The 18,569-nt window shown below is 73.2% G+C and carries 17 protein-coding genes and 1 pseudogene; 8 read left to right on the plus strand and 10 right to left on the minus strand.

All coding sequences use genetic code 11. The features are described 5' to 3' along the window. Positions 1-17: 17 nt before the first annotated feature. The 4 genes from ACZ3X1_RS23340 to ACZ3X1_RS23355 form a co-directional block, all read right to left on the minus strand. A complete protein-coding gene (locus ACZ3X1_RS23340; protein ID WP_467280825.1) occupies positions 18-1,499 on the minus strand; it encodes a condensation domain-containing protein in 1,482 nt (493 codons plus the stop codon). 38 nt (positions 1,500-1,537) lie between these two features. Next, positions 1,538-1,975 carry a hypothetical protein gene (locus ACZ3X1_RS23345; RefSeq protein WP_356814391.1) on the minus strand — a complete coding sequence of 146 codons (438 nt, stop codon included), beginning with the start codon at positions 1,973-1,975 and terminating at the stop codon, positions 1,538-1,540. A gap of 115 nt (positions 1,976-2,090) precedes the next feature. Continuing rightward, complete coding sequence (locus tag ACZ3X1_RS23350; protein WP_467280826.1) at positions 2,091-4,364, minus strand: ABC transporter permease; 2,274 nt, start codon at positions 4,362-4,364, stop codon at positions 2,091-2,093. A 29-nt stretch (positions 4,365-4,393) separates the two neighbouring features. Then, entirely contained in the window at positions 4,394-5,104 is a 711-nt protein-coding gene (locus tag ACZ3X1_RS23355) for an ABC transporter ATP-binding protein (protein ID WP_467280827.1), read from the minus strand. A gap of 147 nt (positions 5,105-5,251) precedes the next feature. Between ACZ3X1_RS23355 and ACZ3X1_RS23360 the strand changes: the two genes are divergently transcribed. Both ACZ3X1_RS23360 and ACZ3X1_RS23365 read left to right on the plus strand, forming a co-directional pair. Further along, positions 5,252-6,112, plus strand: coding sequence for a sensor histidine kinase (locus ACZ3X1_RS23360; RefSeq protein WP_356814394.1), 861 nt, complete (start codon positions 5,252-5,254; stop codon positions 6,110-6,112). Next, positions 6,109-6,822 (plus strand): response regulator transcription factor, encoded by a 714-nt coding sequence (locus ACZ3X1_RS23365; RefSeq protein WP_356814395.1) that lies wholly within the window; start codon positions 6,109-6,111, stop codon positions 6,820-6,822. The genes ACZ3X1_RS23360 and ACZ3X1_RS23365 overlap by 4 nt, the downstream gene beginning before the upstream one ends. 10 nt (positions 6,823-6,832) lie before the next feature. Here ACZ3X1_RS23365 and ACZ3X1_RS23370 read toward each other — a convergent pair whose 3' ends face one another. Further along, positions 6,833-8,317 (minus strand): hypothetical protein, encoded by a 1,485-nt coding sequence (locus ACZ3X1_RS23370; protein ID WP_467280828.1) that lies wholly within the window; start codon positions 8,315-8,317, stop codon positions 6,833-6,835. A 74-nt stretch (positions 8,318-8,391) separates the two neighbouring features. After that, positions 8,392-9,318: a LysR family transcriptional regulator gene (locus tag ACZ3X1_RS23375; RefSeq protein WP_467280829.1), complete on the minus strand. Its 927-nt coding sequence runs from the start codon at positions 9,316-9,318 to the stop codon at positions 8,392-8,394. A 71-nt stretch (positions 9,319-9,389) separates the two neighbouring features. On the opposite strand from ACZ3X1_RS23375, the gene ACZ3X1_RS23380 reads away from it, so the two are divergent. After that, on the plus strand, positions 9,390-10,331 hold the full coding sequence (locus ACZ3X1_RS23380) for an NAD-dependent epimerase/dehydratase family protein (protein WP_467280830.1): 942 nt from the start codon (positions 9,390-9,392) through the stop codon (positions 10,329-10,331). Between the two features lie 28 nt (positions 10,332-10,359). Here ACZ3X1_RS23380 and ACZ3X1_RS23385 read toward each other — a convergent pair whose 3' ends face one another. Continuing rightward, entirely contained in the window at positions 10,360-10,872 is a 513-nt protein-coding gene (locus ACZ3X1_RS23385) for a hypothetical protein (protein ID WP_390078707.1), read from the minus strand. Positions 10,873-10,956: 84 nt separating this feature from the next. On the opposite strand from ACZ3X1_RS23385, the gene ACZ3X1_RS23390 reads away from it, so the two are divergent. After that, positions 10,957-12,048 carry a DUF2330 domain-containing protein gene (locus ACZ3X1_RS23390; protein WP_467280831.1) on the plus strand — a complete coding sequence of 364 codons (1,092 nt, stop codon included), beginning with the start codon at positions 10,957-10,959 and terminating at the stop codon, positions 12,046-12,048. Here ACZ3X1_RS23390 and ACZ3X1_RS23395 read toward each other — a convergent pair. Together ACZ3X1_RS23395 and ACZ3X1_RS23400 are read right to left on the minus strand one after the other, a co-directional pair. Then, positions 12,045-12,785 carry a class I SAM-dependent methyltransferase gene (locus tag ACZ3X1_RS23395; RefSeq protein WP_356814401.1) on the minus strand — a complete coding sequence of 247 codons (741 nt, stop codon included), beginning with the start codon at positions 12,783-12,785 and terminating at the stop codon, positions 12,045-12,047. The genes ACZ3X1_RS23390 and ACZ3X1_RS23395 overlap by 4 nt on opposite strands. A 355-nt stretch (positions 12,786-13,140) precedes the next feature. Further along, positions 13,141-13,737: pseudogene (locus ACZ3X1_RS23400) on the minus strand (carboxylesterase family protein); the annotation flags it as partial. Positions 13,738-13,757: 20 nt separating this feature from the next. Between ACZ3X1_RS23400 and ACZ3X1_RS23405 the strand changes: the two are divergent. The 3 genes from ACZ3X1_RS23405 to ACZ3X1_RS23415 all read left to right on the plus strand — a co-directional run bounded on the left by ACZ3X1_RS23405 (position 13,758) and on the right by ACZ3X1_RS23415 (position 15,748). After that, positions 13,758-14,765: a LacI family DNA-binding transcriptional regulator gene (locus ACZ3X1_RS23405; protein WP_467280832.1), complete on the plus strand. Its 1,008-nt coding sequence runs from the start codon at positions 13,758-13,760 to the stop codon at positions 14,763-14,765. A gap of 211 nt (positions 14,766-14,976) precedes the next feature. Next, positions 14,977-15,363: a VOC family protein gene (locus ACZ3X1_RS23410; protein WP_467280833.1), complete on the plus strand. Its 387-nt coding sequence runs from the start codon at positions 14,977-14,979 to the stop codon at positions 15,361-15,363. Positions 15,364-15,385: 22 nt separating this feature from the next. Then, positions 15,386-15,748 (plus strand): hypothetical protein, encoded by a 363-nt coding sequence (locus ACZ3X1_RS23415; RefSeq protein WP_356814405.1) that lies wholly within the window; start codon positions 15,386-15,388, stop codon positions 15,746-15,748. 829 nt (positions 15,749-16,577) lie between these two features. Here ACZ3X1_RS23415 and ACZ3X1_RS23420 read toward each other — a convergent pair. Further along, positions 16,578-17,618, minus strand: a complete 1,041-nt coding sequence (locus ACZ3X1_RS23420) for an alpha/beta hydrolase fold domain-containing protein (RefSeq protein WP_467280834.1) — start codon at positions 17,616-17,618, stop codon at positions 16,578-16,580. 225 nt (positions 17,619-17,843) lie between these two features. Here ACZ3X1_RS23420 and ACZ3X1_RS23425 point away from each other — a divergent pair, with 225 nt between their 5' ends. Continuing rightward, positions 17,844-18,188, plus strand: coding sequence for an ATP-binding protein (locus ACZ3X1_RS23425; RefSeq protein WP_467280835.1), 345 nt, complete (start codon positions 17,844-17,846; stop codon positions 18,186-18,188). Positions 18,189-18,569: the final 381 nt, after the last annotated feature.

Raw genomic sequence — 18,569 nt, forward strand, 5'->3', positions numbered from 1 at the left:
CGCTCCGGAGCTCCGGCTCAGGCGCGCCGCGCGAACGCGGCCACGTCCAGCGGCGTCCCCCGTACCGGCCGGCGTTGCGGCGTCAGGGCGACGGGCCTGCGGAAACCGCCGGAACGGGCAACCTCCTGGACCGTCAGCCGGAGCGCCTCCTGGAAGTCGCTCATCGTCCGGCGGGCCGCGGGGGTGTCTACGTAGATGGAGTTCATGTGCAGGCCGTCCGTGTCGCGTTGGAACCACGAACAGGCACCGTTGGCCCGCGCCGACCACACGTGGGTGGTGGGCCGCCACTCGTCGTGGCGCTCGGCGCCCGGGCACTTGCGCATGTCGATGTACGAGAAGAAGTTCACCGGGTACGGCCACGAGCGGGCGGCGAACTCCTCGGGCGCCAGCAACTCCCACGCCCGGACGAACGGCACGTCGAGATGGCTCATCATCTCGGTGAACCCGGCCCGGACGGAGGCCATCACCTGGGTGAAGTCCCGACCGGGCGAGGCGTCGAACTCGATCGGCAGGGTGTTGACGAACCAGCCCACCGAATTCGTCCAGGTGCTCCGGCCGCGTTCGCTGACCGGCATGAAGCCCCGGTAGACGCCCGGCCCGCCGGCGTCGCGCAGACACACGGCCACCGAGCCGAGCACGCCCATGAACGCCTTGCCGCCGACCGCCAGGCAGGTCTTCTCGAAGACCTCGGCCTCACCGGCGTCCAGCAGCATCGACGCCTCGTTGACGATGGGGTACATACGGCCCGTCTCCACGCCGAGATCGAGGGGGAAGCGCGGGAAGAACTCGCCGGCGGGCCCCATGAAGGCCTTCCAGTAGTCCAGACGGCCGTCGCGGGCGTCGATGGCCAGGTAGCGGCGGCGCTGCTCCTCGGCGAAGTCGAGATAGCTGGGCGCGGGCGGCAGTTCGACGGCCTCGCCGCGGCACAGGCCCTCGTAGGCGGTCAGGACCTCGCGGGCGACGATGGGCATCGACATGCCGTCGCAGACGATGTGGTCGAAGGCCAGGTAGACGGTCGCCGAGTCCTCGCGGACCACCGCTCCCATGATGAACAGCGGCCAGGACAGGGTGTCGATGCTCCGCTTGAACCGTTCGACGAGGAAGTCGCTCAGCGCGCCCGCCTCCTCGAAGGTGCCCACGTGCTCGGGGTCGAGGGTGAGCGTGGCGGGGGCGAAGGGCTCGCAGGCCACCTCACCGGCCAGCCGCCGGAACGCGCAGCGCAGGACCTCGTGCCGCTGGACGAAGGAGAGCAGGGCCTGGGCCAGGGCCCGTTCGTCCGTCGGACCGGTCACCTCGAAGGTGACCGCGACCCAGGACGCGACGGGGTCGTCGGCGGCCCGGCTCTCCTCGGCGACGGTGAAGTGCTTGTCCTGGTTGAAGGACGCTTTCCGGCTCGCCGGATCGCCCGGCCCGTCGACTTCCGCCGCGGTGGACCTGAGCCGCCACTCGACCACCCTGCCGGGTGCCACGTGGTGCATCTCCAGAGGAAACTGCCGCATACCGCCATCCCTTCGCCCCCCGAGTCAACCCCCAGGCCCTAACGACCCCCGGCCCGGGGAGGTGACGGATGCGGGGCGGGAGGGCGAGAGGAGTCGGCCGTGCGCCTGCGCAGTACGGCCTCGAAGAGGGTCCAGCCGTCGATCTCCATGCCCGACGGGCCGTCGGGACGCCACCCGAGGGCCCGGGCCTCCTCCATCAGGGCCCGGACGGTGCCGGGTTCGTGCAGGTACAGGGACTCGCTCGTGGTGAAGGACACCTCCCCGGAGACCATCGGGTAGCCGGTCGGGACCAGCCTGCCGGGGCCCTCCCGGAAGACGATGCGCAAGTGCCCCCGAGCCCCAGTCAGGTGGACGGTGAGCGTCTCGCAGCAGTCGCGGTCGGGGCCGCCCGGTCTGCTGTGGGAGTGGCGCACCGACCGCGTGTAGGCGTCCCCGTCCACGACGATGCGCCGGGCCTTGTGGGGATTGCGCGGCATCCGCGGCTCCTTCCTGGGATGTCCGGGTGACCCGAGGCCGAGATCCTCGTGTGATCACGTAATGGGGGGCAGCCTACGAAGCCCCGGTCACCGGCCACATCCGCAATTGCGGCGCCTATTCGGTGTGAAGGGCCACGGCGATAGTCATCCGGGCCGCCGACCGGGCCGGGACCAGCGCACCGAGGACGGCGATCGCGACCCCGGCGAGCAGCAGGCCGGACAACTGCGGCGCCTCCCATACGTTTTTCATCGACTCCGGGAAGGAGACCACCCCGACGTTGTCCACGACCAGCCGGTGCGCGAGGATCCCGAGCGGGATGCCCAGCAGCCCCCCGACCGCGCCCACACCCGCCACCGAGGTCACGGTCATGGTCACCACCTGCCGTGGTGTCATCCCGATGGACTTGAGCATGCCGAGGTCCCTGCGGCGCTCCCGGGTGCCCAGGAGGACGGTGTTGAAGACGCCGAGGGACGCGACGGCGCTCAACAGGACCGTGAACACCGTGGAGAAGGCGACGACGGTGGTGGTGGCGGTGTTTGCCGAATCCGTGACCGAGGCGCGCAGGCCCGGGTCTGCGGCCTCGGCCGCCGCGCCGTACGCCCGGGCGTCGGCTCCGGGAGCGAGCCGCACCTCGTACTCGACCGCCCGAGCGTCCGGTGCCAGCGGCAGGAGGGTCTCCCAGGAGGCCTCAAGGGCGCGGGCGTTGCCGTCGATGAGCTCGCCCACGACCGTCGCGGCGGTTTGCCTGCCGCCCAGCGCCAGGGTGATCCGGTCGCCGAGCCGCAGCCCGTTCTGCGTCAGGAAGGCCGGCCCGGCGATGAGTTCGCCGGCCGCCTCGGGCATCCGGCCCTCGGCGATCCGGCCGGAGGACGAGGCGTCGTCCCCGCGGTAGAAGTCGGCGAAGGCGAGCCGGCTCTGCCCGACGAGGGTCACCTGGGCCAGTGCGCGGGCCCGTACCCCCGCCGCGCCGGGCAGGGACCGCAGCCGCTCCTCGATCTGGGCGTCACCCAGCAGGGGAGCGGCCCGGCCGTTGGCCGGCCCCCCGGCTTCCACCCTGACCAGGGCGCCGCCGCCGCGTCCTGCCTCGCTGTACGCGAGCATCGTGCTGGTCAGTCCGGTCGCCAGGGTCACCGTGGTGACGCCGAGGACGATGGCTGCCAGGGTCAGCAGCGTGCGGCCGGGCCGGGCGAACGGCTGCGCCAGGCCCATGCTGACCGCGCGCGGCAGCCGGCTGGCGCCCAGGACGCGCTGGACGCGCAGCCCGCGGCCGGTCTGGGGGGCGCTGCCCGCGCTGATCGCCCGGGCCGCCGGCAGCCGGTGCGCCCGCAGCGCGGGGACCAGCGCGGTGAGCAGGACGAGGGCGGGCATCCCCAGCAGACAGGTGACCGACACCCACGAGGAGACCCCGCCGACGGCGGCCCGGCCCGTCTCGATGCCGGAGAACGCGATCCTCAGAATGGGTTCGGCCAGAGCGTTGCCGAGCAGGGTTCCGGCCGCGGAGCCGACGAGGGCCGGCACGGCCATCATCGCCAGGTAGACGGCGACCACCTGGTTCGGGGTGAAGCCCAGGGCCTTGAGCACCCCGATGTGCCGGTACCCGGAGACGACCGCCCCGCTGACGACGTTCCCGACGATCAGGGCGGACACCAGCAGGCCGAGGACGCCGAAGAGCGTCATGAAGGGGAGGTAGGCGTCGGCCAGCGACGAGTACGCCTTCCTCAGGTCGAGGTGGGTGTGCGCACTGGTCAGCGCCCCCTCGGGCAGTCCGGCGGTGGCCCGGGCCAGTGCGGCGCCCAGCCGCGCGTCCGTCGAGGAGTCGCTGAAGCGGTACAGCATCTGGGCGGTGGCCGGACGCAGCGCGGTCATCTGCTCGGGCGAGACCCAGGCGTCCGCCGACTTGCCCATGCCCGCAGCGAATCCGACGACCGTCAGGGGCGCAGATCCGGGAACCTCCAGCGTGGTTCCGAGCAGCTCCGTGCCGGGCGTGCCCGCGGAGGGCCACGCGACGACGATCTCCCCGGGCGCGGTCGGCCACCGGCCCTCCAGGACCTCCACCCGGTCGACCGGGCCTCCCGGGTCGGCCCGTCCCACCACTCTCAGAGAGCCGCCGGGCATCCAGAGCCAGCCCTTGGGCACGTCCAGGGCGCCCTGCCCGAACGGCCCCGCGGCAGCGGTCACGCCGGGCCGCCGGGCGGTCTGCGCCAGCTGCTCCGGGGTGACCTTCGCCGTGTCGAAGGACGCCACGGTGTGCGGGCCGCGCTGGGCGGCGTACGCCTTGTCGAAAGGGCTGGTGGCGACGTCGAGCAGCCCCAGCGCGAGCAGGACGGTCGTGGTGGAGCAGAGCACGACGAGTCCGATGACGAAGGTCTGGAGCCTGCGGCGTTTCACCGCCGCGCGAGAGGCTCGCCACACGGCGCTCACGCGGTCGCCTCCAGCACGCTCTGCCGGGCGATCAGGCCGTCGGCGACCTCGACCAGGCGACTGGCGCAGCGGGTGGCCAGCTCCGGGTCGTGCGTGACGATCAGCAGCGTCTGGCCGATCTGGTTGAGGTCGATGAGCAGGTCCATCACCTGCTCTCCCGACCGGCTGTCGAGGGCGCCGGTCGGCTCGTCCGCGAGCAGCAGCGCCGGACGGTTCATCAGAGCCCTTGCGACGCCAACCCGTTGGCGCTCCCCGCCGCTCAGCGTCGCCGGATAGTTGTTCCTGCGGTCGGCGACGCCGAGTTCGTCGAGGAGTTCCAGGGCCCGGAGGCGGGCCGACCGGGCCGGGGTTCCCGTCAACTGGGCCGCCAGCGCCACGTTGTCCAGCGCGGGCAGATCGTCGATGAGGTTGAAGAACTGGAAGACCATGCCGACGTGTCGGCGCCGGAACAGCGCCAGTCCCGTCTCGTTGAGCTTCCCCAGGTCCTGCCCCTGCACCTCCACGGTGCCCGACGTCGGCCGGTCCAGCCCTGCCACCATGTTGAGCAGGGTGGACTTGCCGCACCCGGAAGGACCCATCACGGCCACCGCCTCACCCGCACGGATCTCCAGGGAGACGCCGTCCAGGGCCTTCGCGTCGCCGTACTCCTTGTGCACGTCGTCCAGTCGTACGACGACCTGGCGTGCACTGTCGTGATCGGTTGTCATGACCCGAACCTAAGTCGGGAGCCGGGGCGGGACGTCAGCCCCCGGATGTAAAGGCCGGAGCAGGTCATCCCGGGGATGTACGAGGCCGTCCGGCACAATGGCATCGATCACGATGTCATCGGGGCTTACACGGGTGGGGAGTTGAGGTTGGGGTCGATCACCGCCGTGGTCGCGGCCTTCCTGTCCGCGGCCGTGGCCGGCGCACTGGGCGTGGCGCTGATCCGCGCCCGGCGCGGCCACCGGACGGCGCTGGAAGAGCGCGGCTGGCTGCTGGAGCGGGAACGCGAGAGCGCGGCCCGCAGCGCGGTCGACGCCGAGCGGGCCAGGATCGCGGCCGAACTCCACGACATCGTCAGCCACAACGTCAGCCTGATGGTGGTCCAGGCCGGGGCCGCCCGCGAGGTGCTCGCCACCCTGCCGGACGAGGCCGCGGCGGCCATGGGCGCCGTGGAGCAGGCCGGGCGGAACACCATGACCGAACTGCGGCACCTGCTTGGGCTGCTCGCGCCCGCGCAGGACGGCACGGACGCCCCGTACGAGGCGCAGGTGGCCGCGGCCACCCGGATGTCGCCGCAACCGAGCCTGACCCGGCTCAGCGCGCTCGTCGACCGGTTCGCCTTCGCGGGCCTGCCGGTGGAGGTGCGCATGTCCGGCGACCCGCGCCCGCTTCCGGCCGGGATCGACGTCACGGCGTACCGGATCATCCAGGAGGCGCTCACGAACGCGCTCAAACACGGAGAGGGAGGCAAGACGCAGGTGTCGGTGCGGTACGCGGAACACGCGCTGCGCGTGGAGGTGTTGAGCGGCGGGACGAGCGTGCTCTCGGGAGGTGCGGCCGGAACCCCGCCCGAACCCGCGGGCCGGCCCGGGCCGAAGGCCGAGGGGACCGGCCGGGGCCTGCTCGGCCTGCGCGAACGGGTCGCCGTCTACGGCGGGGACCTCGATGCCCGCCGCCGCCTCGGTGGCGGCTACCGGGTGCGCGCCCGCCTCCCCCTGGACCGGCCGTGACCACGCCCGGGGCCCACGCCACGGCCGACGGGCCGACGCCCCGCGTCGTGATCGCCGACGACCAGGACCTGGTCCGCACCGGCTTCCGGCTGATCCTGACGGCCCGCGGGATCGACGTGGTGGGCGTGGCCGCCGACGGGGCGGAGGCCGTCGCACAGGTACGCCGGCTGCGCCCGGACGCCGTCCTGCTCGACATCCGCATGCCCGTCATGGACGGCCTGGAGGCCGCCCGGCGCATCCTCGCCGAAGCCCCGGACTGCAGGGTGATCATGCTGACCACCTTCGACCTCGACCAGTACGTCTACGCGGCCCTCGCCGCGGGGGCCAGCGGTTTCCTGCTCAAGGACGTCAGCCCCGAACACCTCGCCGCCGCCGTCCGCCTGGTCGCCACCGGCGACGCGCTGCTCGCCCCGTCCATCACCCGCCGCCTGGTGGAGCGCTGCGCCCCGGGTGCCGCCGCCCGGGACCGTGTCACGACCGCCGGCACCCACCGCGAACTGGCTGCCCTGACGCCGCGCGAGCGCGAGGTGCTGACCCTGATGGGCCACGGCCGGTCCAACTCCGAACTGGCACGGGAGCTGACGCTCAGCGAAGCCACGGTGAAGACCCATGTGGCCCGGATCTTCGCGAAGTTGTCGCTGCGCGACCGGGCCCAGGCCGTGGTCCTCGCCTACGAGACCGGCCTGGTGACACCCGGTTCGGGGGGCTGAGCCGGCGCGGTCACGGCACCCGTCGCGCCATCACGGCGGGCGGCAGCGAGGCGTTGCGGGCTGCCGCCTCCACCACCTCCCGATCCGGATCGTCGAGCAGTCCGACGACGACCGCCGCGGGGAGCGCCGGGTGGGCGGCGGCGCGCACCCGCGACTTCCCGTCGGCCAGGCAGGGCAGCAGCGCCTCGGCGGTCGCGTTCGGGTGCGAGGCGATCTCCCGCAGCGCCCGCCGTACCGGCGGCTCGTGCCGGGCCAGCTCCGCCAGTAGGTCCGCGGGCGCGTCCGGGTTGGCCGCGACCCCCGCGAGGACCTGTGCACCGTGCAACGCCACCATGGCTCGCAGCCGGCCCGGCGACAGCCCCGGGTGCGGGGCCACGGCCTTGGCCACGGAGGCGTCCGGATCGGCTGAAAGCGCGTCGCGCAACTCCGGCGGCAGGTCGTGCCGCTGCCCCACGAGCCTGCGCACGCGCCCGTGCGCCGATGCGGCCGCCTCCTTGAGCTCCTCCCCGCTGGCGGCGGAGATCCGCGGCAGCGGATGCGGGCCCAGGCGGGTCGTGGGGGTCAGCTGCGCCAGCAGGTCGAACGGCACCCGGGGATGCTGCGCCACGGCCCGCCGTACCTCGACGTCGGGGTCGGCGGCCAGGAGGCGGCTCACCTTGGGGCCGGTTCCCGGGTTCCGCGCGACCGAGGCCCGTACCCCGGGCACGGGGTCCTCGGCGAGGCGCGCGTAGACGTGTCCGGGCAGACCGGGGTGTTCGGCGACGGCCCACCTCAGGAGCGTCGAGGGATGTTCCGCGAAGGCGGCCGCGGCTGCCGGGGGAGTGGCGGGGTTGGACAGGGCGCGTTGCCACGTCTCCTGGAGGGTCGAGCCGTGCGTCCCGTCGCATTCGGCGCCGGGCAGCAGGTCGCAGTCGGTGTCCGGGCAGTAGGGGTGGTGGGTGAAGGGTGTCTCCCGGCTGTCGCAGACCAGGCAGGACCGGGCGGGCTCCAGACCGTCGCCGGTGAGCAGGGCGGCCAGCGCGGCGGGAGGTACGGTCTCGTTGCAGGCCACCGCCCGTCGGACCTCGGCGTGCGGGTGCCGTGCGAGGCGGGCCGCCACCGGTGCGGACGTCGTCCACAGCGCGAGTTCGGCGGCCACACCGGGGTCGGGGTCGGCCGCCAGGGCGTCCTCGACCTCCGGGGGCAGCCCGGGGCAGGAGGCGAGCCGCCAGCGCAGCGACGGGTCCGGGTCCGCGGCGAACCGGCGGGCCCACTGCGGAAGGCCCCGGCCCTCGTCGAGGAGCGCGAGGGCAGCGAGGGGCCACAGGGCGGGGTCCACGTCGGCGGCGTTCAGAAGGCCGTCGCGGGCGCGCCGCGTGACGGTGTCCTCGTCGCGCGAGGCCAGGGCCGCCACTTGGGCGGGGTCGAGGTCGGTGCGCTCGGCCAGGTGCCAGAGCAGCACGTCGACGAAGTGGCCGGAGGGGTCGAAGCGGTCGGACGGTTCGGGTGTCGCCACGGCCAGCGTGATCAGCCGGTCGACCAGCTCGGGCGGCAGGGCGGGATTGGCGGCGAGGCCGCACAGGAGGGGGTTCAGGAACGGGCTCCGATCTGCGTGGTGGTGGCTGTGGCGGCGGCGGACGCCAGGGCTTCGGCCAGTGCCTCGGTGCGGGGGTTCGCGCGACGCCGGCGCGGCAGGACCAGGCCGATGTGCCGGGCGGGACGCGGGGGTTCGACACGGACCGCGACCGACTCCGCGGCGCCGGCCAGCGCGACCTGGGGCACGAGCGACACGCCGACCCCCGCCGCGACGAGTGTCTGGGCGAAGAAGTAGTCGGTGGTGGAGGCCCCCACGCGCAGGTCGAAACCGGCGAGTTCCGCGTATCGGCGCAGGAACGCCTCCGTCTTGAGGCAGCCCAACACCCACCGGTCGGCGGACAGCTCGCCCAGGTCCACCGAGGACCGGCCGGCCAGGTGGTGGCCGCGCGGCAGCACCACCCACAGCGGGTCCTCCGTCAGCGGCCGCCAGCCGAGGTCCCGGCGCCCACCGGGACCCACCGGCGGCGGCCCGTCGAAGTGGTAGGCCAGAGCGAGATCCGCAGCGCCGCCGCGCACCATCGGCACGGCGTCCTCCGGTTCGCTCTCCAGCACCGTCAGCTCCACCTCCGGATGTGCTTCCACGAACCGGGAGAGCGCCCCCGGCAGCAGATGCCGGCCGCCACTGGTGAACGTGGCGACGGTGAGCCGCGGCCGCTCCTGCGTCAGCCGGTCGATCGCACGGCGCACCTGGTCCAGCTCGGCGGTGATCGTCTCCGCCGCCTCGACGAGCAGCCGGCCCGGCTCCGTGAGCGTGACACCGCGGGTGCTGCGGAGCGCCACCGGATGGCCGAGGGTGCGTTCCAGCGCCGCGATGTGCTGGGAGACGGCCGACGGGGTCAGCAGCAGGGCGCCGGCCGCCTTGTTGAAGCTGCCGTGTTCGGCCACCGCACGCAGGACGCGCAACCGCTGCACATCGATCATCAGTTTTCCTTACGACCCGTTCAGCAGCTGGTCGGTTCCGCTGGGGACGATACAACGCCAGAGTGGGACGCATGAAGCGGATTCTTGTCATCGGTGGAAGCCGGTACTTCGGGAAGTCCCTGGTCACGCGGTTGCGCGATGCGGGGAACCTGGTCACGGTCCTCAACCGGGGCGCCGGCGCCCCACCCCCCGCCGGCGTCGGCCGGCTCCTCGCCGACCGCGACGACGAAGCCGGGCTGCGGGAGGCCCTGGGCGGACGCGACTTCGACGTGGTCGTCGACCAGGTCTGCTACACACCGCTCCAGGCCGCCGTCGCCCGCCGGGTGTTCGCCGCCCGGACCGGGCGTTACGTGATGACCTCGACAATGGAGGTGTACGACCCGGCCACCCTCCCCGCCGGCTCCGCGCCGCACACCGCGCCCGTGACCGAGGAGGCCCTGGACCCCACCCGCCCGCCGCTCACGCCGCCCCTTCCCGGCCGCCAGCCGCCCGGCCCCGCGCACACCGACGCCTACGCGTACGCGGAGGGGAAGCGGCGGGCCGAGGCCGTCTTCCTGCGCGAGCCTGCCTTCCCCTACGTCTGCGTGCGGACCGCGCACGTCCTCGGGGGCGGCCGGGCGGAGTTCACCGGGCGCCTCGCCCACTACGTCGAGCGGATCGGCGCCGCGAGGCCGGTCGACGTCCACGAAGCCCCGTACGGGACCTCCTTCATCCACCACCTGGAGATGGCCGAGTTCCTCGACTGGGCCTCGCGGCAGACCTTCACCGGGCCCGTCAACGCCGCCTCGCACGGCGCCCCGGACGTCCTCGAGCTCTGTGCGACCGTCGCGGAACGGCTCGGACGGCGGCCCAGGTACCGGGTCGTCGAGGCGGGTGCCGACGCCTCACCCTTCTCCTTCGACCGCGCCTACGCCATGGACAACGGCCGGGCCGGGAACCTGGGCTTCACCTTCGGCCGGGTCGCCGACTGGCTGCCCGGAGCGGTCGCCGAGACCGTACGCGCCACGGCGTGACGGCGGGACCTCGTAGCCGGGTGGGGCGTCAGGACGCCGGCAGGCCGAGGATCTGCAGGATGCCCTCCGCGTACGCCGCTGTACCGGAACCGGGGACGGCGGCCAGTTCGAGGCGGAAACCGTCCACACCGGTACGGATGAAGGCGGCGCACTGCCCGTGCAGCCCGGCCTCGTGGGTGCCGCCGTCGTCCACCGTGCACAGCAGGGCCAGCAGGGTCCACAGCAGCGCCTCGCGGGTCGCCCGCCGGGGCGGCCGCGCCGACCACACCGCCATCAGCACGGCGCACACCGCCGGAGCCGGCGGCTTCAGCTGCTGCCCGAAGAAGACATGGCCCTCCAGCGCGTGGAACGCGGCGGGATGACCCTCCGCGGCGTCGCGCACGGCGTCCACGAGATGGCCCGCGGAACGGCCGCAGCCGCACTCCGTGCCCTCCCAGTCGTGCCGTGCGATCTCCGCCACCACTGAGTCCGGAACCATCGGGCTGCGCGGTAGCGCGCTCTGGCGCCGCAGAGCATGCGGCTGCTTCTCACTCCCCCTCATGCGCCACAGTATGAGCCAGGCCGGATCGCGCAGCGACAGGGGGCGGAACCGGATCACACGATCGGCCGTCTGAGACCCGTGTGGATGAAACGAAGGATCCTTTTTCTGCTGTTCGCCCTGCTCGCGACCCAGGTGGGCTCGCTCGTCAGCCCCGCCTACGCCTGCGGATGCGGGGCGATGATCCCCGACGGCAAGACCGCCATCGGCGTCGACCGGGAGACCTCCGTCGTGCGCTGGGACGGACGTACGGAACAGATCGTCATGCGCTTCACCGTCGGCGGGAACGCTCAGCGGGCCGCCTGGATCATGCCGGTGCCGGGACGTGCCACGGTGGAGCTGGGCGACGGCGACATGTTCGACGAACTGCGCCGGCTGACCCGGCCCGAGCGCAAGACCCGCACCTACTTCTGGCCGCGGAACGGCGACTGGCCCTTCTCCCGCGTCACCGGCGACAGCGCGGGCGCCCCGGCGCCGGGCGCCGCACCGCCCGTCGGGGTCGTCGGCCGCGAGCAGCTCGGCGACTTCGACGTGGCCCGGCTGACCGCCACCGACCCCGAAGCCCTCAAGAACTGGCTGGAGAGCAACGGCTTCAAGCTGCCCGACCGACTCACCACCGAGGTCAAGCCGTACGTCGACCAGCAATGGGAGTACGTGGCGATACGCCTCGCGCCGCGCGACGCCGGAAAGGGCAAGGTGCTCCGCGGCGACCTGGACCCGCTGAAGATCCGCTTCGACAGCGACCGGCTGGTCTACCCGATGCGGCTCTCCCGCATGGCCAAGACGCCGCAGTCACTCGGCCTGTACGTACTGGCGGACCACCGCATGGAGCCCGCCACCACCATCGGCGGCTCCGCACCCAAGGTGACCTTCGCGGGCACCATCGAGCCGAAGGACGGCCCGCTGGCCGCGCTCACCGACGGAAAGCCGCTGTTCCTCACGGCGATCGACCAGGAGTTCCCGGATCCCGGCCGCATCGACGCCGACCACGAACTGCGTGCGACGGCGAAGGACACCCCGTACCGCCGGGCCGTCTACCGCAACGAGCTGCTCACGGTGGGGGACGGCATCCCGGTCTGGCTGCTGACGGTCTCCGCGGCCGCCGTGGCCCTCGCCGCCACCGCCTCCGTCCTGACCCGCCGCCGTCGTCGTAGTCGCCGCAGTCCGGCCACCGCCTAGGGCATGTCGGAGGGGCGGCGGAGGAGGGCGGTCCAGAGGAAGGGCTCGCCGAAGAGGGGGGACCCGGCGGGCTCGTCGTTCATGCGCCGCAGTTCGACTTCGGTCAGGTCGGCGAAGATCCCGCGCAGGGACTCCGGGGTGTAGGCGAGACCGCCCTGGAGGCCGGCCTCGCGGTAGAACGCCTCGTCCGGGAGCTCGGAGCCCATCGCACCGGACGCGAAGCAAGTGAGTGCGAGGTGCCCGCCGGGGGCCAGTGACCGGTCGAGGAGGGCGAGGTAGCTGACGCGGCGGTGGGGCGGCAGGTGGTGGAAGCAGCCCGAGTCGTAGATCAGGTCGTACGGGCCGCTGAGCGCGCTGGAGGCGAGCGTGAAGGCGTCCCCGCAGTGGAAGCGGACGTCCGCCCCCGCCTCGCGGGCGCGTTCCTCGGCCCACGAGACGGCTTCCGGCGACAGGTCGACCGCGTCCACCTCGAAGCCCTGGGAGGCGAGGTGGAGGGCATTGCGCCCGGGGCCGCAGCCCAGGTCGAGGGCGCGCCCCGGGGCGATCAGGCCGCGGTCGAGGTACGAGACGAGGTTCTCGTCCGGCTTCGCCACGAAGAAAGGCACCGGCTTCGAGCGGTCCGCGTAGAAGCCGTCCCACCACGACGCGCCGTCGGCGGTCCAGCGGTCGGCCTCCGGTGCGAACAGGCCGTCCATGAGCCGCAGTACGTCTTCCATGGTGCGAATGTGCCGGTCCATCCGGTCCCCCCTCCCGAGACCAAGATCCTATAGGGGGACGGGAGTCCTGCTCAGAGCGGGCGGGGCGGCTGGGTCCGCCAGAAGGCGCACCGGTGGTCGGCCCCGGACGACGTGGTCGTCCGCGTCGCCGACGGGTGGAGGGTGAGCACGGTACCGGTACCTGTGCCCGTCGGCGGCCACACGGCCGGGTCCGGCACGACCGGGGTGCCGAAGCGCGCGACCGCAGCCCAGTACCGAAGGACCCGGACCGCAGGCCGTTCTCGCGGCTCAGCTCGGGCAGCGTCGGACAACCCGGCTGACCCAGGCGGTAGTTGATGCTCACCACCACGCTCCGGTGAGTTCGGCCATGGTGCGCCCGCCGAACTTCAATGCCCGTTCCCTGGCTGTACGCGCCCCCGTGCATCCAGAGGATCACCGGCAGGCGTGCTCCGGGGCGGGCGGACCGGGGCCGGTACACGTCCAGGTACAGGCAGTCCTCGCTGACGGCCTGCGGGTCGGCGAGCCCGAACGGCGAGAACTGCAGGCAGGCCGGGTCCGGCCGGGTTGCCTCCCGCACCCCGTGCCACCGGGCCGGAGGCCGGGGCGGCCGCCACCGGCCCGGACCGACCGGAGGAGCGGCGTAGGGGACGCCGAGGAACTCCTCGGCGCCGGACTGGACCCAGCCGTCCGCGACGGCCTCGCGTACGCGATGCACCGCGCCTGGATCTCCTTCGTCCGCACCGGAGACCCGAACCACCCGGACCTGCCGCCGTGGCGCCCGTACGACAAGGGGGCGCGCGCCACGATGCGCTTCGACGCGGTGGTGACCGCCCTCGGCGATCCGGCGGGGTCCGCACGGCTCCCGCCCGAGCGGGTCCCGCACGAGCGCGTCCGCACGTCTGCGCAGCCTTCCGCTCCCGTGATTTAACTCGTGTAACCTGAAAAGGAAGGAGTACCAGGGAAACCCGAGCACAAGGAGCGTCGAGGGACGTCATGGCCAAAGACCCACACGTCCCCGCATCGATCACCAGCGCCGATGTGGCCCGCCTCGCCGGGGTGTCGCGCGCCACGGTCTCCTTCGTCCTCAACGACACCCAGGGCCACCGGGTCAGTGCGAACACCCGCGCCCGAGTGCTCGACGCGGCCAAGCAGCTGGGCTACGTACCGCACGCCGCCGCCCGCTCGCTGCGCGCCGGCCGCAGCAACCTCGTCCTGATGCCCGCGTCGATCTCCGCCGTGGGCCGCCTGGTCAGCGACTGGGTCGACGACCTGCACAGCGAACTCGACCGCCTCGGCTATACGGCCGTGCTCCACGCGGGCCGCTTCACCGACCCCGTCGACGCCGCCCGGGCCTGGGCCGAACTGCGCCCGGCGGCCGTCGTCGCCCTGGACGGAGACCGTTTCACCGCCCAGGCGGCCGACCTGCTGACCCGGGCCGGGGTCCGGGGCCTGCTGGCCTTCGCCGCCCACCCCGTCGAGGGCGCGCACACCATCGGCTTCGACCACACCCGCATCGGCGCCACGGCGGCCGAGCACCTCATCGCCCGCGGCCGGACCCGGATCGGCGTGGTCATGCCCCAGGAACGGGGCCTCGGCACCCTGGCCGAGCCCCGCCTCGCGGGCGCCGAGTCGGTGGCGGCCCGGCACCCGGCCACCGTCACCCCGCTGGAGCTGGCCTACACCCGGGAGTCCGCCCGCGATCTCGCCCGGCGCTGGCCGAACCTCGGCCTGGACGCCGTGTTCGCCTACAACGACGAGTACGCCGCGCTGGTGCTCCACGCCTTCCAGGCCGAGGACATCGCCGTACCGGACGACGTCGCCATCGTCGGCTGCGACGACCTGGTGCTCTCCGCACTCCAACAGCCCGCGCTCACCACGGTGCGGCTGGAACTGCCGTCGGCCGCCCGGATCGCCGAGGCCGTGCACGAGCTGGTCGAGACGGGGACGGCGGCGCCGGTACCGGCCGTGGAAGCCGTTCTGGTCCCCCGCCAGACCTCCTAGGCAATGGCTGCCCCGGTGACCGGCGGCCGCGGCCATGCTCGGACCGTGTACGGCTGGGCAGACGTTGGCCGACGCGGCACTGGGTGGTGGACGAGGCCATGGGCGCAATTCGGTCGCGGGCCGAGCCGGTGATCACTACGGTGGCGCCACGTGGGTCCGCACCCGGAGGGTGACGGACGGCCCCTGTGACGGATCGCAAGGAGTGAGTGGCATGCCCCCGCGGCTGAAGCTGACGGCGATAACGCTCGACTGCGCCGACCCCGAGGCCCTGGCCGCGTTCTACCGGCAGGCAACCGGGCTGGACCCGCACCCCGCGTCCGACGGCGAGTTCGCCGGCCTCACCGGCGAGGACGGACTCTTCATCGGCTTCCAGCGGGTCGACGACCACAGGGCCCCGTCCTGGCCCGGCGGAGCCGTGCCGCAGCAGGCCCATCTCGACTTCGAGGTCGACGACCTCGACGAGGCCGAGGCGCTGCTCCTGGAACTGGGCGCGAGCAAGCCGGCGCATCAGCCCGGCGGGGAGCGGTGGCGGGTCTTCGCCGATCCGGCCGGCCTCCCCTTCTGCCTGACCCGGGCGTCCCGTGACGCGCAGGGGTGAGGGCCCTGGGAAGGTGGGGCCGATGAAGGGGATCACCTTCCGCGCCTGGCAGGGCGGCCACTACGTGACCCTCGCCGAACTGCTGGTCCGGCTCGGCAGCTTCGGACTGGGGCTGACGTGGCGCGTCGAGGTGGACGAGTGCGTGGATCCGCGCGTGCCCGAGATGGAGCGACGGTCCGTAGGGGCCGGCATGGACACGTTGACGTTGCTGTCGCTGACCACGCCGTCCCTCCAGCTGATCGACGCCGAGGCGCGCGGGTTCGCCGAGGACGGCCCGGCCGTCGTCCTGACGGAGGTGGACAGCTCGTTGTGGGACGTCAGGGCTGCCGACGAGCGCGTGCTCGACGAACTCCGCCGCCACTACCCGGTCATCGCCGAGCTCTAGTCCGCAAACCCGCCGCAAGGCTGTCCCGTAGCTGCGGGAGCGGGAGGAGCAGCCTCGGATCAGCGGACATCAAAGGACGAGTAGTTCGATGTCCTTCGCGGCGCAGAACCACAAGGTGACCGTCAGCTGTCGGGCCGCATCGATGTGTGCCCCAGGAACGCCGACCTCATTGTGCCGATGGCCGACGATCGCCTTGAGCCGGGGGAGGAGTGCGGTGCATTCGGTGGGCGCGAGGTCGCCTCCACCGTCGTCGGGCGATCGAGGAGTGGTTCGAGCGAGGTAGAGACATCATTCCATGGTGGCTTCCCGCCCCCCCACATTTCGTCGAGACCCGCGGCTCGCGCCGGCTGCCGCCGGAACGCGGCGAAGCCGCGGCAGGACCAGCCCACGCCGGGACTGTGGTGTCTTCGTCTCCCGGGAGCAGGGTCAGCCCCACGTCGTTCTCCCTCGGATCGTCGAACGCGCGAGGGTCAGTCGGAACCACCGACGTCTGCAACTGAGATGTCCCAGCGGTGCTGGTGTGATCACGGCGTCGGTGCCGTCCTGGACAGCCCTTCGCCGGACTGATCCCGCGCAACTTCGGCAGGCTCGTGACCCTTCTCTGGCGCGAGGGTGTGGATGCGGCCGGCAGGGGCCCGCGAGACGTTGACCGACGGACGCGACCCGGGAGATGGGGGAGGCCGATCACGGCCGGGCAGCGGCTCCGGCGGGGAGCGCGACCGGGTCAAGTCCGGGGCCCGCGTGGACGCGGAGACGCGGGGGACGCGGGGGCGACTGCCGGCGCGGCCCCCGCGGGGAACGGGAGCGGGTCCGGGGCGGGGGCCGGCTGTCAGACGCCCGCGCCGAGGTGGCGGGCCAGGAAGGCGACGCTGTCCCCGACGATCGACGCGATGTCCGGGGAGCCGAGGAAGATGTGGTCCGCGCCCTCCACCGGCTGGAGGGTGACCTCGCCCCCGGCGCCCTTCAGGGCGGCGGCGAGGGCCTCGCTCTGGCTGTACGGCACCAGGCCGTCGCGGGTCCCGTGCACCAGCAGGAAGGGCGGTTGCGGGTTCGAGCCGTCGGTGTAGGTGACCGGACTCGCGGCCCGCGCCAGATCCGGGCGGTCGGCCACGGAGGCCCCGAGCAGGGCCTCGTAGGGGTCGGGGAGCTCCACACCGGACGGCATCGGCGGCATGGGGTGGGCGGCCAGGGCCACCAGGTCGCAGACGCCGTACCAGTCGACCACCGCGAGGACACCGGTCTCCCCGGAACCGACGCCCTCCGTGCCCTCCAGCGCGACGGCGCCCGTACCGACGGTGCCCGCACCGGCCACGTCCGCACCGGCCGCGCCCTCCGCGTCGCCCGGGCCCTCCGCACCGCCCGCGCCACCCCCACCGGCGGGGCCGGTGAGACCGGCGAGCGCGGCCAGGTGGCCGCCCGCGGACTCGCCCCAGACGCCGATCCGGTCCGGATCGATGCCGAGGTCCCCGGCGAAGGCGCGGACGTAGCGGAGCGCGGCCTTCACGTCGTGCAACTGGGCCGGGAAGGGCGCCTCCAGGCTGTGCCGGTAGTCGATGGAGACGAGTGCGAGCCCGGCCGCCAGGACCGCTCCGTGCAGCAGGGCGGCCGGCACGGTCGGCGGCGGGTAGCGGCGGTCGCCGTCCAGCCAGCCGCCGCCGTGGATCCAGACGACCGCGGGGAACGGCCCCTCGCCGGCCGGCACCTGGACGTCGAGCAGCCGGGGGCGGTAGCCGGGCGTCGTCGCGTAGGTGATCCCGTCGAAGTGGCGCACACCGTCCGCGCCCGTCACGGGTGGTACCGGGGGCCGGTACGGCGGGGGAGGCCAGGTCATGTCGGCGATGTCGAACGCGGTCGGAGGAGATTGCGTCATTGCGGCCCTTCCAAATCGGTGGGTCCCGGCGGGGCAGTCGCAGGCTTCGCGCCGTTTGTCCGAAATGCATTGCGCGAGCAGCCGGGGGAGGCGTAGCGTGTTACACGTGTAATCAGGACTCTAGCGACGCGTTTCCGCTGATGACAAGCCCAGAAATGGTCCGAATTCCATGCCGGTAACACGAGTCGCGTGTAGTCGCGCCGCCTTCCCCTCCGGGAGCACGTCATGTTCACCACCACCGGCACATCCGCGATTCCCGCGATCCGGCGCTTCGTCCACTGGGTCGCGGACCCGGACGTCGCGAGCGTTCCGCAGGCCAGGGCCCGTGTGTGCGCCACGCTGGAAGCCTGGGCGGTCCCGGTCGACACCGCGGACGTCCTGCTGCTGGCCGTCGGTGAGCTCGTCGGCAACGCCGTCCGCCACGCGGGTGCCGGCCGCGTGCGGGTCGGGGTCGCCCTCGGTGCCGGCTGGCTGCGGCTCGACGTCGCCGACCGGGGGCCGACCTGCCGCGGCTGCCGGCCCCCCGCACGCAGGTCGACCCGGAGTCCGAGAGTGGCCGCGGGCTGCTGATCGTCCAGCTGACGACGTCCGAACTGGGCGGTGAACTCCCGGGTCGACGCACTCGGCTACGCCTGACTGGTCGCCATCATGAGCATGGGCCTCGGCTACCAGCGCACCTCCGAGCGGCGCCTGCACGGGCGGACCGCCGAGAACGGCGCCCCCGCCCCCGTCGTCACCAGCGCCGGAGCCCTCGTCCACGGGCCGCACACCATCGGCGCCCGCAAGATCGCCCTGCTGGCGCCCTACATGCGGCCGCTCACGCGGACCGTCGTGGACCACCTCACCTACGAGGGCATCGAGGTAGTCGACTACGAAGCCCTGGAGATCCGGGACAACCTCGACTCGTCGCCCACGACCCGGCCCGCCTGCCGGGCCTCGCACGGGCGCTGG

The organism is Streptomyces sp. NPDC023541 (assembly GCF_055559995.1).